Source organism: Adlercreutzia agrestimuris, from assembly GCF_943193125.1.
GTDB classification, from domain to species: Bacteria; Actinomycetota; Coriobacteriia; order Coriobacteriales; family Eggerthellaceae; genus Xiamenia; species Xiamenia agrestimuris.
In genome coordinates, this window is the sequence record NZ_CALPCX010000003.1 from 1 (window position 1) to 16,019 (window position 16,019).

Consider the following 16,019-nt stretch of genomic DNA (forward strand, 5'->3'; position numbering starts at 1 on the left):
CAACCGGTTGGGAGAAAGTCAACGGCAAGTGGTATTACTTCAACCCAAGCAATGGTGCTATGCGTACCTATGGTTGGTTGAAGGTCAATAACGACTGGTTCTGGATTGACTCATCAGGTGCAGCTCGTGAGAATGCGTGGTTGCAATTAGGTGGGGTATGGTACTACCTCAAGACGGGATGCTATATGGCAACCGGTTGGGAGGAAGTCAACGGCAAGTGGTATTACTTCAACCCAAGCGATGGCGCTATGGCAACAGGTACAAAAACAATTGATGGAAAAACATACACCTTTGCCGCTTCGGGTGTATGCTCCAATCCTCCAGGTACAAATTCAGGGGGTTCTTCAAATTCATCAACAAGCTCAGCAGATGCCGTCCTTGATGCTACGGGAAATAATTATGCCATTATGGGTAATTCGCAAACTACCGTGAATAAGATGGTGAAGTATTACAACGAAATGATGAGTTTGGGAGCTTCTAAAGGGTGGAAATACCCCGCTTATAAATATGCTTCCAAAGGAGCTCCTACTATCAACGCTTTTTGTCAGCTCATTTATAGTCAAGCAAAAGCCGAAGGTGTGCGCGCCGAAGTGCTTTTCGCTCAAGTTATGCTTGAAACAAATTGGCTGCAATTTGGGGGCGATGTTGATAGAAACGGAAAAGTGCAATGCAACTTTGGTGGGTTGGGTGCAACAGGTGGCGGTGAGCCAGGATTAACCTTTACTGATGTAAAGACAGGTCTTTTGGCACAAGCTCAGCATCTTAAAGGCCATGCTTCAACTGCATCTTTGAATCAGCCATGCGTTGACCCGCGCTTTAAGTATTTGGCTTCCAAGCGTGGTAGCGCTCCTGTTGTAGCAAAACTTGCTGGTACGTGGGCTGCGGATAGGCAATATAACACCAAGCTTATGACCTATATCAAAAAACTAGCAACGTTTTAATATACCGTGTGCTTTATGAAGCGGGTGAACGAATGCCGTTCACCCGTTTTGTTGTTCAAATAATAAAAAATTACAAAAATTATGAACATAAGTGTTCAAAAGAATTAGAAAACATAGTATATTGAACGCATGGTATACGGCGTGCACCCAGAAAGAAGTTGACCATGCTTTCAAAAAATGAGTTTTCTGTTTTAGCTGCGTTGCAACAAAATCCTCAATCTTCTCAGCGACAAATTGCCACTGCAACTGGTCTTTCGTTGGGATCGGTTAATGCTGCGCGCAAAGAACTAATTGAGCGCGGGTTTATTGATCAAGATACACCTACACAAGCAGGACTTATTGAGCTTGAGCCGTATCGTGTCGACAATGCCATTATTTTAGCAGCGGGTCTTTCATCTCGTTTTGCTCCCATTTCTTATGAAAAACCCAAAGGGTTACTTGAGGTACGTGGCGAGATTCTTATTGAACGTCAAATTCGCCAACTTCATGAGGTGGGCATTACTGACATTACGGTTGTAGTCGGATACAAGAAAGAGTATTTTTTCTATCTTGAGGAAAAATTTGGCGTCACTATTGCGGTCAATACTGAATATGCCAAGCGCAATAATCACTCATCTCTTATGGTGGTTCGCGAAATACTTCGCAATACTTTTGTATGCTCTTCAGATAACTACTTCGTTAAGAATCCTTTTGAAGCATTTGTGTATAAAGCCTACTATGCCGTGACTTATGTAGATGGGCCCACTGAAGAGTGGTGTGTGCATATGGGCACAGGAAACCGTATCGTGGATGTGCAAATTGGTGGTGCTGATTCGCACATCATGCTTGGTCATGTTTATTTTGATCGTGCTTTCTCTGAGGGATTCCGTGAAATCTTAGAGGCTGAATATCACCTACCTGTAACAGTGGACAAGCTTTGGGAAGAACTCTTTATTGATCATATTACTGAACTTGACATGACCGCACGCGTTTATCCTGAAGGTGAAATTTTTGAGTTTGACACCCTTGATGAATTGCGTGAGTTCGATCCACTTTTCCTTCAAAACATTGACTCAGAGGCTTTTGACAATATTGTTGAAGCTTTGGGTTGTGAGAAAAACGATATTCGAGATGTGTATCCCCTTAAGCAAGGACTCACAAATCTTTCGTGCCATATTAGGGTGGGCGGCGAAGAATTTGTTTATCGTCATCCTGGTGTAGGAACTGAAGAAATCATTGATCGCGAGGCTGAGGTAATTGCTCAGAAGATGGCGCGTGAGCTTGGACTGGATTCAACTTTTATTACTGAAGACCCAGAAAAAGGTTGGAAGATTTCAAAGTTTATTCCAAATTGCCGACAGCTTGATCCTTCTGATCCCACACACGTGAAGCGCGCAATGGATATGGCTCGAACGCTCCACGAATCCCAAGTGAACGTGAATCGAACATTTGACTTTTATGCCGAAGGTAAACGCTACGAAGAACTTCTTCTTGAGCGCTTGGGCACCATTGATGTTCCTGGCTACTATGAAATGGCCGAAAAGGTAAAGCGTCTTAAGGCGTTTGCGGATGCCGATGAGACTTATACTTGTTTATCTCATAATGACTTTTTCATGCTGAACTTTTTAATTGATGAGAACGATCATATGTCGCTTATCGATTGGGAATACTCAGGGATGTCAGACTATGCAAGTGACTTTGGAACCTTTGTAGTGTGCTGTCAACTTTCTGAAGAGCAGGCACTTGAAGCACTTGAGTTCTATTTCGATCGAACCCCTACGGATGCTGAGATACGGCATAACTTCGCTTATGTCGTCTTAGCTGGTTGGTGTTGGTATGTCTGGGCACTTCTTAAAGAAGCGGAAGGAGATATTGTTGGAGAGTGGCTATATATCTATTATCGCTACGCTAAAGACTATCTGGATAAAGTTTTGAATTGGTATGAGCAGGCCGACAAGGAAGGTTGCTAATAATGCATGGATTTGGATCTATTAAGTTTGGTTTGACAAGCGGCCTTTTGTGGGGCCTTGATACCGTTATTTTGGGTATTGCGCTATCTATGTCACCCTACATTGGCACGGCTGAAGCAATTGCTTATGCTGCTATAGCTTCATCTGCTCTGCATGACATTTTCTGTGCCATTTGGATGTTTATTTACATGGGTATTAAAGGACGTCTCAAGGATACCTGGGCAGCCCTTAAAACACGTTCAGGTAAAGTGGTTATTTTAGGAGCACTTCTGGGCGGTCCTATTGGTATGACGGGATATGTTATTGCAATTGATAATATTGGCGCAGGATATACAGCAATCATTTCATCAATTTATCCGGCTGTAGGAACTTTTTTGTCAGCAATTATCCTAAAAGAGCGCATGCTGCCAAAGCAACTCATTGCTCTGTTTGTTGCAATCGGTGGCATTATTGCTATGGGTTATATCTCTTCTGGCGGAGGCGAGATGGGTGCTAATCCAACACTTGGCTTTATTGCGGCACTTGCAGCTGTTATTGGTTGGGGATCTGAAGCGGTTATCTGTGGCTGGGGCATGAAAGATGACTCGGTTGACAATGAGACTGCACTTCAGATTCGCGAGACCACTTCAGGTTTGGTATATGCGCTGGTAGTGTTGCCGCTCTTTGGCGCTTGGGCGTTTACCGCTCAGGCAATTCCCTCAGTTGCAACAGGAATCATTGGTCTTGCAGCATTAGCTGGTGTCACCTCTTATCTGTTCTATTACAAATCAATCTCTTCGCCTATTGGTGCAGCAAAGTCTATGGCGCTCAATATTAGTTATTCCGCTTGGGCGGTACTCTTCGCTCTTATATTACAAGGAACCATTCCTAGTGTTGCTTCGGTAATCTGCTGTATTGTTATCCTGGCGGGCACCATTCTTGCAGCAAGCGATTGGAAAGAATTATTTGGCACCTCGCGCTCAAAGTAAAAGAATGCTTAATCGGACAATTTAAATAATGAGACCACAAAAGAAGCGCTCACCAAGGTGAGCGCTTCTTTTGCAATTCAAACTGTTTTAAGTTAGGAGTTTAGTGAAGCCAAAGCATCTTTGACGGCGTCATAAGCGCTATCAAGCTCGTCCATGTTTTGTAGGGCGGTTGCAACATCTGCTGAGTGCAGTGCATCGCTTACGCGAGTTGCAACAGTATAAAGATCAGTAAATGAGAGATTGCCAGCAACACCTTTTAGTGAGTGAGCTGCACGATAGGCCGTTTCAATGTCGGAATCAGCAAGAGCCTCCTTGAGGCGAGCATGATGTGGATCGTCAGCAAACTTGCTCGCAAGGCGCATATAGAGTTCCTTGTTTCCGCCAAAGCGATCCATGGCTTCCTCATAATTAATAATGGTGGATTCTGAGAAGTCGCTTAATTCTGCCATACCAATTACCTCCTCCACATAGTTGGATGAAATCCCTATGTGTCCTGAGATGCACCCCCAATAAGATAGTGAAAGTATACGCGACGTAAAGTTCTGATAACAGGAGAGAGAAGGAGCGTTGCCAAACGGTGAAATGACCTGATAGGTCAACAATTATGAGAGACCCTGTGGCTTGTTGCTGTAGTATGACTATCCCGAGAATGGGACAGCGGAGTATGTAAATTATGGCTTTTTTTAGCTGTCCTTCTCGTTTTCAACATAGATGCCTTCTTGGGCGAATACTGTTGAAAATGTCTTGAAGAAGACCTTAACGTCTAAGAGAAAATTCACATGTTCTACATAATAAACGTCAAGTGCTAAGCGTTCGTGCCAAGGTAAAGAATTTCGTCCATAGACCGCAGCATAACCCGTAATGCCTGGTTTAACCAAGAGTTTCATGCATTCGTTGCCTTCGTATAATTCGGTTTCGCGGCGAAGGTCGGGTCTTGGTCCAACAACCGACATTGTGCCATTGAGTACATTGAGAAACTGAGGCATTTCATCAAGGGAGGTTTTACGCATAAATGCGCCTATCCTGGTCATGCGTGGATCGTCAGCGCCATTATAGGTGGAGCCATCTTCCATAACTAAGTCAGGTGCATTTACCTTCATGGATCGTAGTTTGTACATTTTGAAATCTTGGCCGTCTTTACCAACGCGCGGTGCGTTGTAAAATACTGGACCACCATCTTCGAAATGGATAAATGGCGCCAAAATAGCAATAATAAGCAGCACGAACGGCAGTGCTATAAGGCTGACTACAATATCGCAAAGACGTTTTCCAAATCGTTTATACATTAGGCAATACCTTGTTCCTCAAGCAGGCTGTAGGCGTCATTGAAGACCTTGCATACTGTTACGACATCCTCATCGGTAAGCAAAGTATGCAAAGGAAGCGTGATTTCGTTTTCAAACTGTGCGAGTGCATGCGGGAAATCCTTGCAGTTAAACCCAAGGTTTTGATAGGCGCTCAAGAGGGGGAGCGGTTTGTAATGCACGTTTGTTGCAACGCCTTGTTTTGCCATTTGCTCAATGAGCGCATTGCGAAATACGTGAGTTTTACCAGGAAGTCGGCATATAAGAAGATGCCCGCTTGATGAATAGCCGTCAGGCAAGCTGCGTGCGTAAGCATCATTAGCAAGCGAGTCTTCGGCACCTGCTTTGTTTTCGTAATGGCGATATACGCTGATGCGCTTTGGGTCCAGATTGGCAAGATATTCGCTCACAAGTTCTCGTCTTCGTGCTAAAAGCCCTGGATAACGTTTGAGTTGGACCAATCCCAAGGAGGCCTGGATATCGGTCATATTGCATTTGTATCCAGGAAATGCAATGTCATATTCCCAAGCACCTGCTTTGGTTTTTGCGAGGGCATCTTTGGTTTGACCATGGAGCGCCCAGAGCATAATTTCGGTGTAAAGCTCATCGTCATCAAAGGTGTCAGCGCGCCACGTAAGTGCGCCACCTTCGGCAGTAGTAAAGTTTTTGACTGCATGAAAAGAAAAAGCAGTCAAATCAGCTACAGACCCTGCATGTTTTCCATGGCGTACTGCGCCAAGCGCATGCGCGGCATCTGCAATTATTGCTACGCGTCCGAGCGCTTCTTGACGAGGGTGCTGTGGAACAAAGCTTGCCTTGGTGCTTTCAGCAACGGCAAATAACGCATCGTAATCAACCATACGACCCGCAAGATCAACAGGGATAATCGCTTTTGTTCTTGGTGTTATGAGCCCCTTGAGTGATTCATAGTCCATTTCAAATGAATCAGGTGCCGTGTCGCATAAGATGGGTGTTGCGCCAACGTGGCAAATAACAGAGCATGAGGCGGTGTAGGTGTAAGCTGAAGTAATAACTTCGTCTCCAGGGCCTATACCCAAAACGCGCAAAGCGCATTCAAGTGCTGCAGTAGCAGAAGAAACGCAAGCAGTTTTTGTGGTGTGACAAAACGCGCTGAGCTGTCGTTCAAGTTCCTTTACCTTAGGCCCAGTTGTAATCCAACCACTTTTAAGAGTATCAACAACTTCAGCAATCTCTTCGTCGGTAATATCGGGTGGCGAAAAAGGAATAGCAATATCGGTGCTCACGAATGCTCCTTATAATAAGTTGCGTATAAGATCAACGATCTTTTGATATGAATGCGCCTGATCAAACTCGGTTTCCGCTATAACACGACCTTTTGTTCCCATGATTTTGCACATAGATGGGTTGTTGGCAAGTTCAACAATTATGTGTGCCAATGCTTGCTCATCTTCGGCATCAACGTTAAAGCCAAAACCGTCAGTAGCAACCTTTGCGCGAAATTCAGGCGAACTTCCAGTGTTGATCATCGGCTTTGAACTGGCAAGATAATCGCCAATTTTGGTAACAATGCTTTGCACTGCTGATTTCACCAAAGAATTAATGGTTGCATCTGAAGCGCAAAGGTAAGCTGCCATATGGTCGTAGTCTTGATATCCAAGAAAATCTACAGGTGCATCAAGTTCTTGGGCAAGGGCTTCAAGTGATTCTCGTTCAGGACCATCACCGAGAATTTTAATGCGCAATGCAAGTGGCGTCGTGGAACGTCCAAGCATCGTATCATCGTGCTCAATAAGTGCGGCAGCACGAATAAGCGTTGCAAGGTCATAGCTTGCACCAAGAGTACCTGCATAGGTAACCCAGAATTCATTATCGGGTTTGATAATTTCGGCGGCGCAGGCAGCCGCACCGGCATCAAATGTTGCAAGATTATTGCCAACATAAACTACAGCCTGCGGATAAGGTGTTTCACGATCTTTCGCAGGGCGTTTAGCATATTCTTCTGAGGTGCCAACCGCGCCTGAGAGCAATTGATAGACAATGCGTGCGTCGCGAGCGAAAGGATAAAAAGCAATATCGCTTATAACAGGGATATCAATTACCATGCGCATTGCTTCAGGCCACAAATCATTCACGTCTGCCACAAAGGGGATATTGTGCGCTTGTGCGTATTCTGCGCAGATGCGTGCGACATCATTGGGGGGAATTTCAGCATAGATAAGCTGATAGCGTCCAGGATGAGACTCAAAGTACCCTCGGAGATTTTTTGCTGCTTGTCGATGTGATCGTATGCGCGCAAGATCAAGGTTTTTTTGATACCCTGGCTCATCAATAAAAACAATATGGTAGGGCAGGTTTTGATAACACGCACGGGTGGTATCACGGTGAGCTTTATCCCAGTGTTGAAACGCCGAGGTTATGAGATCTACTTCAAAACCTTGCTTAACGAGTAACTCTGAAAGCGCACGAAAGCGAGTATAGCCTCGTACTTCATCACCGAGCTTAACGCCCATAGTTACAACGGCAATTCGCGGTTTGTTGTTTTGTTTGCTTGGTGTATTCATGCTAGTCAGTATAGCAAAGCTTGCGCATTGGCGTATTGAGTGCATACGCCAATGACGAAAAGAGCGTCATAGTTCAGAGGGTGGGCGAGTATAATAACAGCGAATTTGAGAAAGGATGAGCACATGGGGATTACTCCTGAGCAAGATTTTGTCTTGAAAACCATTAAAAGTAGAGACGTGCACTTTGTTCGATTTTGGTTTACCGACGTTTTGGGTTCCATGAAGTCATTCGCTGTTATTCCTTCAGAGCTTGATGATGCTTTTCATTCAGGCATGGGATTCGATGGAAGCTGCATTGAGGGTTTTTCTCATACTCAGGAATCCGATATGCTGGCATTTCCTGATGCTACAACATTTCAGGTTCTGCCCTGGCGCCCACAATCAGACGCGGTAGCACGCATGTTTTGTAATATTTGCACCCCCGATGGAAGGCCCTTTGAGGGTGACCCGCGATTTGTACTTGACCGTATGGTTAGTCGTGCGCGCGAGATGGGTTATATCTATAACGTAGGTCCCGAACTTGAGTTTTACTATTTTCGTAATTCAGATACAACTGAAGTGCTTGACCATGGCGGGTACTTTGATTTAACAAGCTTGGATTATGCATCTGATCTTCGTCGTGATACTGTTCTAACGCTTGAAAAAATGGGTATCCCTGTTGAGTATTCGCATCATGAAAACGGTCCTTCTCAGCATGAGATTGATCTGCGCTTTGCCGATGCTCTTACCATGGCAGATGCGGTTATGACGTATAAGCTGGTGGTGAAAGAGGTTGCAATTAAGCATCAGGTGTATGCTTCATTTATGCCAAAGCCTATGACAGGCAAGCCAGGATCGGGCATGCATGTGCATCAAAGCTTGTTTGACCTGGATGGCAATAACGCGTTTTATGACGCAGATGATCCGCTTGGCTATGGACTTTCGCAGACAGCAAAAAGCTATTTGGCGGGTTTGCTTAAGTATGCTCCTGAATTTTGCTTAGTTACAAATCCTTGTGTTAATTCATACAAGCGGTTGATATCGGGCGGAGAGGCGCCTATCTATCTTTCATGGGCGCGCTCAAATCGCTCGACGCTGGTGCGCGTTCCAGGATATCGACCAAAACATGAAATGTCATGTCGTTTAGAATTGAGAAGTCCTGACCCATCGGCTAATCCCTATCTGGCCTTTTCGGTTATGTTGGCTGCAGGTCTGCGTGGTATTGAAGAAGGACTTGAACCGCCCGAGCCAACCGAGGACAAAAACCTTTTCAATCTCTCTCGTCAGGAATTACGCAAACAAGGTTTTGCAACATTGCCAGAAAACCTTGGTGAAGCAGTTGAACTTTTTGCAGAGTCTGATCTTATGCGTAGCGTGCTTGGAGATCATATTCATTCATATCTGGTTGACACAAAGCGCGCTGAATGGAATGACTATCAAGGTGCGGTGTCACAATGGGAACAAGAGCGTTACCTGGGGGTGCTCTAAACGGTGAGAAAAACAGTAATTTTTGTTGCCGATAGTTTGGATAATGCCTATAAGTTTCAGCGCGTGTTAGCTGGTATGGATGTAGAGGTTGCGGCGGGTTCTTCTTTGCAGCTTAAGAAGTTGCTCACACAGCATCCAACATGTGATCTCGTGATTTTTGAAGCTAATGAAGATGTTGCGGGCCGTGTTGGGAGCGTGGAGTCTCTCATACTTGATCACACAACAGCTTCACTTTTGGTGATTGTGGCTGAAGACTTGCTCAATGAGTTTCGTTTGCCAGTTCAAGTTAAAAGTGACTTTGTGGTTCAAGGGGCTGGGGAAGCTGAGTGTGGAGCGCGTATTCGCTCTCTTTTGTGGCCAGGCAATGAAGGCTCTGCAACTGATTTCTTCAGCGTAGATAATATGACTATCAATTTGGCAACGTATCAGGTAACCGTAAGCGGGATGCCACTTGACTTGACGTATCTTGAGTATGCGTTACTTGCTTTTTTGGTTACGCATCCAGGTCGCACCTACTCGCGGGATGCTTTGCTTCAACGCGTGTGGGGATTTGATTACTATGGTGGATCGCGAACGGTTGATGTGCATGTTCGCCGTATCCGTGCAAAGCTTGGTCCTGAATTGTCGCAGCATCTTGAGACAGTGCGCGGTGTTGGGTATCTGTGGAGTGCATAGCCACGTTTAGTGTGCATACGGTTAGTGAGGATAAATGGCTAAAAAGATTGCCGTAATTGACGGAAATTCACTCATGCATCGCGCGTTTCATGCGGTACCCCCAACTATGAACGCTCCTGACGGAACACCTACAAATGCCGTGTTTGGTTTTATGTCAATGTTGTTGAAGTTTATAGATGGTGAGCACCCCGACGCTCTCGTTTGTGCATTTGATGCTGGTCGTCCTGAGTTTCGCATGAAAGCAATTGAAGGCTATAAAGCACAACGCCCTCCCATGGATCCTGATCTTAAAGCTCAGTTTCCGCTCATTGAGCAGCTGCTTGAGTCTATGAACGTGCCTGTTGTTCGCATTTCTGGTTGGGAAGGCGACGATATCTTAGGCACAATAGCTGCGCGCGATGAGGCATTGGGATATGAGACGCTGCTGGTAACAGGAGATAAGGATGCCTATCAGCTTGCCAGTGATCTCACGCGCATTGTGACAACCAAAAAAGGCGTGACCGACATTGCAATTTATGGCCCTGATGAAGTTAAAGAGCGCTATGGGGTCACTCCTGAGCAGGTTCCTGACTTTTTGGGACTTAAAGGTGATTCTTCTGACAACATCCCAGGAGTGCCGGGTATTGGTGAAAAAACAGCTGCAAAACTGCTCCAAGCATATGGTTCGCTTGAAGGGCTTTATGAACACATAGATGAGTTGAAAGGCAAACAAAAAGAGCGCGTTGAAGAGCATAAAGATAATGCATTCGCATCGCGTAAGGTTGCAACTATCATTCGCGATCTTGACTTTGATCTTAACCTTGAAAATATTGCGTTTCCTTCATTTGATCCCGAGCAAGTAAAAGAAGCATTTGAGGCACTTCGCTTTTCTTCGCATCTCACACGTGTTCTTAAGCTGACAGGTCACGATGTAGCTGCTGCGGCAGCTGATCTCGTAGTTGATCCGGTTGCGCAAGGTGCAGAGGCGGCTGCTCTTTTAGATGCTGCAATTGCCAATCATGACGTGGTGGGAGTTGCCTATGAGTCAGAAGCCCAAACCACGCTCTTTTCTACCGGGATGCATTTGGCGGTTGCCACCGCACAAGGTATTGCGCTTTTTGACGACGACGAGGCAAAATGCGCACTTAAGCTTATTGCGGTGGAGGGGGAGTTTGCTGCCTTAGACGTCAAAGCGCTCATTGAATGCATTTATCCGAAGGATGGTTCATGTGAAGCGTTAGTTGATGAAAATGATCTGCTTGCGTTGCGTGCGTTTGATATCGGTCTTGCAGGATATGTCTTGAATTCCTCTCAAAGCGAATACAGTCTTGACCATTTACTGAACGAATACGTGGGCGGTGTAATGCCTGAGGCGAAGAATACTCAGGATGCGCTTGTTTTTGCTGCGGCGGCAATACGTGCGTTGAAAAAACCGCTAGAACAAGCGCTTGAACAGGATGAAAGCACAAAAGCATATTTCGACATAGACCTGCCTCTTGTGGCGGTATTGGCTATCATGGAGCGTACAGGCGCAGCACTTGATGTGGATCGACTTACCAAGCTTGGTGTGTCCACGCAGGCTGATCTTGATAGTTTGCGCGCGCGAATTTGGGAGCTTGCGGGTGAAGAATTCAACGTAGATTCTCCGAAACAACTTGCTCATATCTTGTTTGAGGTGTTGGGATTGCCGCCTCTCAAGAAAAATTCGCGTGGATACTCAACCGATGCAGGGGTGTTAAAGGAGCTCGCAAAAACCCATGAGCTTCCTCAGCTGGTTCTTCATTATCGTGAGTTGGCGAAAATCAAGTCTACCTACATAGATGCATTACCGCGCATGCTTAAAGGTGATCAGCGCATCCATACAACTTACAATGAAACGGTAACCACTACTGGTCGGTTGTCCTCTTCTGACCCGAATTTGCAAAACATTCCTATCCGTACTGATTTTGGCAGACAGATTCGCGAATGCTTTGTTCCGCTTGCGCCTGACGAGGTCTATGTGTCTGCCGACTATTCGCAAATTGAATTAAGGCTTTTAGCGCATCTTTCTCAAGATGAGCACTTAATTGCAGCATTCAATTCTGGCGAAGATTTCCATGCGCAAACTGCTTCGCATGTATTTGGCTTGCCTGTTGATGAGGTGACGCCTGAGCTTCGCTCACGCGCAAAAGCGGTTAACTTTGGCATTGTGTATGGTCAACAAGCGTTTGGTTTGGCGCAAAGTTTAGACATTCCTTTTGGCGAGGCGAAAGAAATGATCGAACGTTACTTTGATGCATATCCCCAGGTAAGGCGTTATCTTGACGATACTATTGAACATGCAAAACAAAAGGGATATGCGCAGACGATGTTTGCGCGCAAACGCCATATACCAGAACTGAAAGCATCAAACGCTCAACAGCGCGGTTTTGGCGAACGTACTGCTATGAATCACCCCATGCAGGGAAGTGCTGCTGATATTATTAAGCTTGCTATGACTGAAGTTCAGCGCAGACTGCAGGCTGATGGCTGTAGAGCGCAGCTTATGGTGCAGGTTCATGACGAATTGGATCTCAGCGTTCCAAAAGATGAGCTTGAAAGTGTTTGCAGCATGGTAAAAAGCGTCATGGAGTCGGTTGTAGAACTGTCGGTGCCACTGGTGGTTGATGTTGGTGTTGGCAAGAACTGGGCTGAGGCACATTAGGTGTGGAGAATCTTCATATGTGCTTTACAGTGAGGGTTTCTTTGCTAAAATGCAATGGTTGCGCTCAAAAGGGCGCATGAAGAATAAGTGCGATGATACGCGTCGGGTGTGCATATGTTCTTGAAAAAGTCTTGCAACAACCACGCTTATAAGTTATCGCCAAGCGTTTATTCGTCAAGGAGTATACATGTACGCAATTGTAAAAACGGGTGGCAAGCAATATAAGGTTGCTCCTGGAGACAAGATCAACATTGAGAAGCTTGATGCTCAAGTTGGTGACAAGGTTGAATTGCCTGCAATCTGCATCGTAGACGGTGATAAGATTGAAGCTGATCCGGCTAAGGCAGCTGCTACAAAAGTAACTGCTGTTGTGATTGAGCAATTCAAAGGTGAGAAGCAGCTGGTATTTAAGTTCAAGAAGCGCAAGAACTACAAGAAGCTTCGTGGACATCGTCAACAGCTCACTCGCGTTGAGATTGAATCAGTAGGTTCTGCAAAGGCAGCTAAGGCAAAGAAGCCTGCAGCCAAGAAAGCAGCTCCGAAGAAGGCTGAAGCAGAAGCTGCAGCTGATGAAGATAAGACTGCGTCTGCTGACGCTGAGTAAGCGAGGAGGGATACCATGGCTCATAAGAAAGGTCTCGGATCTACCCGTAATGGTCGCGACTCCCACGCACAACGACTTGGCGTGAAGATGTTTGCTGGTCAGAAAGTTCATGCTGGTAACGTAATCGTTCGTCAGCGCGGCACGCATTTCCATCCTGGTGAGAATGTTGGTCGTGGCAAAGACGACACGCTGTTTGCTTTGTGTGACGGCACGTTGGAATTTACGCGCGGTGTTAAGCGTAAGATCCATGTTCGCCCTGAGGTCGAAGCGTAACACCTTCGGCTTGCAACAGCGCATACCTCTTGTAGATGAACGCCCCCTGCCAGCCAGGGGGCGTTTGTGCATATGAGATACGTGAGAGAGATATCGTATGTTTATTGATAAAGTTCGCATTCATGTAAAAGGTGGAGATGGCGGCGCAGGCTGTATGTCATTTCGTCGTGAAGCACATGTGCCTAAGGGTGGACCTGATGGCGGCGACGGCGGACATGGCGGCGACGTGATATTGGAAGCTGATGCTTCGCTTTCCTCGCTCATTGACTATCGCTTTAAGCATCATTTTAAGGCGCAGCGCGGAACTCATGGTAAAGGTAGCCGAATGCATGGTGCACGCGGCGAAGATCTCATACTTAAGGTTCCTGTTGGTACTGTCGTGCACGAGTATTTTGAAGACAGTAAAGAGACAGGAGAGCTCATTGCTGATCTCACCCATGACCAAGAACGTGTGACGGTTGCTTCGGGTGGTCGTGGAGGTCGTGGTAACACGCATTTTGTGACTTCTACCCGTCGTGCTCCTTCGTTTGCCGAGCTAGGCGAACCGTCTACTGAGGGCTGGGTTGAACTTGAGATGAAGCTGATGGCTGATGCGGCACTCGTAGGAATGCCCTCGGCTGGCAAATCTTCTCTTATCTCAAAGATGAGCGCAGCACGTCCTAAGATTGCCGATTATCCGTTTACCACGCTTGTGCCTAATTTGGGTGTCTGTCGTTCTGGTGATTTGAGCTTTGTGGCCGCTGATATTCCTGGGCTTATTGAAGGGGCTTCAGAAGGTCGAGGCTTAGGTCATGAGTTTTTGCGTCACATTGAGCGTACGGCTTTGATTGTGCATGTGGTTGATTTGACCGGAGATTGGGAAGGACGAGATCCTCTCAGTGATTACGAGATTATTAACCGTGAGCTAGCCTTATATGCCGATGAGCTTGCCGCGCGTCCTCGTATTGTTGTGGCAAATAAGATTGATGTTGCTGGTACAGAAGAGGTTTGCAAAAAGCTTGCCGAAAGAGTGAAGGCTGATTCTATTGCGGCTGCTGGCGGTAACGAGTTTGCACCGAGTCCGATTGATCCAAAGTTGTATTGTATTAGTGCACTTACTGGCGAAGGTGTTGATGGTCTTAAAGCCGCAATTGCCACTAAGGTACATGAGCTGCGTGAGGCTGCACGTGATGAGATTGGCGAAGGTGTTCAATATGAACACGTATGGGAACTCAAGCGTGAGAAGCGAGATCGCCATTTCGACATTACTCCACTTGGTGGTGGCGTGTGGCGCGTAAGCGGTCCGCAGGTTGAGCGTTGGGTTGTGCAAACCGACTGGGAAAATGAAGAAGCTATTGCGTTTTTCCAGCATCGTTTCAAGCGCGCTGGTATTGATCAAGCCCTTGAAAAAGCTGGTGCGGTTGATGGTGATGAGATTAGAATTCTTGAGATGGCATTTGATTTTGAGTCAGCTCAAACAGCAGAAGATATCTTTGGGGAGCTTGATCTGTAATGACATATACCGCAGTTTCATGTCCACAAAAAGTAGTTATCAAAATAGGGTCTTCGACACTCACTACATCTGAGAGTTCTATTGATTATGCCTATCTTGAACAACTATCACAACAAATTGCCCAGGTAAAAGAATGCGGTTGGCAACCTGTTATTGTCACGTCTGCCGCTATCGCTTGTGGTTTAGAGGCACTGGGCATTAAGAAACGTCCAAGTGATATGCCAAGTTTGCAGGCGGCTGCTTCAGTGGGTCAGTCTGCGCTTCAGGCGGCTTATGCGCGTGCGTTTGAACCGTTTGGTATTACCACTTCAACCGTTTTGCTTACCAGGAGAGACACCGCAGATAGAAAGGCGTATTTACATGCGCATGATACGTTGTTGCGTCTGCTTGATTTAGGTGTAGTTCCTATCGTTAATGAAAACGATACCGTATCTGTTGAGCAAATACGTTTTGGTGACAATGACACGCTTGCTGCGCTTACTGCCTGCCTTATTGACGCCGATCTTATGATTATTCTTTCGGACATAGATGGCCTTTATACCGACAATCCTGCCACCAATAGGAGTGCTACGCTTATTGAGCAAGTGGACAGAATTGGACCAGAAATTTTGTCGATTGCAGGAGGAGCGGGCTCAACTGTCGGTTCGGGTGGCATGATCACCAAGATCAAAGCTGCTCGTGTTCTGATGGCGGCAGGCATTCCTATGGTAATTTGCCATGGACGCACAGAGCATAATATTACCGATATATGCGCAGGTAAATCGCTTGGAACGCGTTTTGTTGCAGCAAATAAACCTCACGAAATTACCGCAAAGAAACTCTGGCTTGCTCTAGGAGATGCTGCACGAGGTTCTTTGGTTGTTGACACCGGTGCTAAAGAGGCGCTTATTTCACACGGCAAATCGCTTCTTTGTGTAGGTGTCAAGCAAGTAGAAGGCAGCTTTGATGCGGGCGATATCGTGGACATTAAAGATGCAAGCGGACACGTATTTGCGCGTGGCAAGATTGCTGCTCAAAGTGATGAGGTGGAACTGGCGTGTGGGCATTCGCGTGAGGCGCTTCGCTCTAATCGAGTTTTGTCGCATTTGGCAGACCGATCACTTGTACATCGAGACGATCTCATCGTGTTTGAATAGAATGA

The 16,019-nt window shown here is 46.2% G+C and carries 14 protein-coding genes; 10 read left to right on the forward strand and 4 right to left on the reverse strand.

The window, feature by feature from the left end:
* From NFR28_RS05595 to NFR28_RS05605, 3 genes are all read left to right on the forward strand, one after another.
* The coding region (locus NFR28_RS05595) for a glucosaminidase domain-containing protein (RefSeq protein ID WP_251178850.1) at window positions 1-941 on the forward strand (941 nt) is incomplete at its 5' end.
* A 164-nt stretch (window positions 942-1,105) separates the two neighbouring features.
* Entirely contained in the window at window positions 1,106-2,890 is a 1,785-nt protein-coding gene (locus NFR28_RS05600; RefSeq protein WP_251178851.1) for an NTP transferase domain-containing protein, read from the forward strand.
* 2 nt (window positions 2,891-2,892) lie between these two features.
* On the forward strand, window positions 2,893-3,858 hold the full coding sequence (locus NFR28_RS05605; protein ID WP_251178852.1) for a DMT family transporter: 966 nt from the start codon (window positions 2,893-2,895) through the stop codon (window positions 3,856-3,858).
* Between the two features lie 92 nt (window positions 3,859-3,950).
* Here NFR28_RS05605 and NFR28_RS05610 read toward each other — a convergent pair whose 3' ends face one another.
* The 4 genes from NFR28_RS05610 to NFR28_RS05625 all read right to left on the reverse strand — a co-directional run bounded on the left by NFR28_RS05610 (window position 3,951) and on the right by NFR28_RS05625 (window position 7,705).
* Window positions 3,951-4,307 carry an Hpt domain-containing protein gene (locus NFR28_RS05610; protein ID WP_251178853.1) on the reverse strand — a complete coding sequence of 119 codons (357 nt, stop codon included), beginning with the start codon at window positions 4,305-4,307 and terminating at the stop codon, window positions 3,951-3,953.
* Between the two features lie 234 nt (window positions 4,308-4,541).
* A complete protein-coding gene (locus NFR28_RS05615) occupies window positions 4,542-5,144 on the reverse strand; it encodes a sugar transferase (protein WP_251178854.1) in 603 nt (200 codons plus the stop codon).
* Window positions 5,144-6,427 (reverse strand): DegT/DnrJ/EryC1/StrS family aminotransferase, encoded by a 1,284-nt coding sequence (locus NFR28_RS05620; protein ID WP_251178855.1) that lies wholly within the window; start codon window positions 6,425-6,427, stop codon window positions 5,144-5,146. The genes NFR28_RS05615 and NFR28_RS05620 overlap by 1 nt, the downstream gene beginning before the upstream one ends.
* 9 nt (window positions 6,428-6,436) lie before the next feature.
* Window positions 6,437-7,705 carry a glycosyltransferase family 4 protein gene (locus NFR28_RS05625; protein WP_251178856.1) on the reverse strand — a complete coding sequence of 423 codons (1,269 nt, stop codon included), beginning with the start codon at window positions 7,703-7,705 and terminating at the stop codon, window positions 6,437-6,439.
* A gap of 123 nt (window positions 7,706-7,828) precedes the next feature.
* On the opposite strand from NFR28_RS05625, the gene NFR28_RS05630 reads away from it, so the two are divergent.
* From NFR28_RS05630 to proB, 7 genes are all read left to right on the forward strand, one after another.
* A complete protein-coding gene (locus tag NFR28_RS05630; protein WP_251178857.1) occupies window positions 7,829-9,172 on the forward strand; it encodes a glutamine synthetase family protein in 1,344 nt (447 codons plus the stop codon).
* A 3-nt stretch (window positions 9,173-9,175) separates the two neighbouring features.
* On the forward strand, window positions 9,176-9,847 hold the full coding sequence (locus NFR28_RS05635) for a winged helix family transcriptional regulator (protein ID WP_251178858.1): 672 nt from the start codon (window positions 9,176-9,178) through the stop codon (window positions 9,845-9,847).
* Between the two features lie 34 nt (window positions 9,848-9,881).
* Window positions 9,882-12,509 (forward strand): DNA polymerase I, encoded by a 2,628-nt coding sequence (gene polA / locus NFR28_RS05640; RefSeq protein WP_251178859.1) that lies wholly within the window; start codon window positions 9,882-9,884, stop codon window positions 12,507-12,509.
* Window positions 12,510-12,696: 187 nt separating this feature from the next.
* The gene (gene rplU, locus NFR28_RS05645; RefSeq protein ID WP_251178860.1) at window positions 12,697-13,113 is read left to right on the forward strand and encodes a 50S ribosomal protein L21; all 417 of its coding nucleotides are present in this window, start codon (window positions 12,697-12,699) and stop codon (window positions 13,111-13,113) included.
* Between the two features lie 15 nt (window positions 13,114-13,128).
* Window positions 13,129-13,386: a 50S ribosomal protein L27 gene (rpmA, locus tag NFR28_RS05650; protein WP_120360331.1), complete on the forward strand. Its 258-nt coding sequence runs from the start codon at window positions 13,129-13,131 to the stop codon at window positions 13,384-13,386.
* Window positions 13,387-13,483: 97 nt separating this feature from the next.
* On the forward strand, window positions 13,484-14,878 hold the full coding sequence (obgE, locus tag NFR28_RS05655) for a GTPase ObgE (RefSeq protein ID WP_251178861.1): 1,395 nt from the start codon (window positions 13,484-13,486) through the stop codon (window positions 14,876-14,878).
* Window positions 14,878-16,014, forward strand: coding sequence for a glutamate 5-kinase (gene proB / locus NFR28_RS05660; protein WP_251178862.1), 1,137 nt, complete (start codon window positions 14,878-14,880; stop codon window positions 16,012-16,014). The genes obgE and proB overlap by 1 nt, the downstream gene beginning before the upstream one ends.
* Window positions 16,015-16,019: the final 5 nt, after the last annotated feature.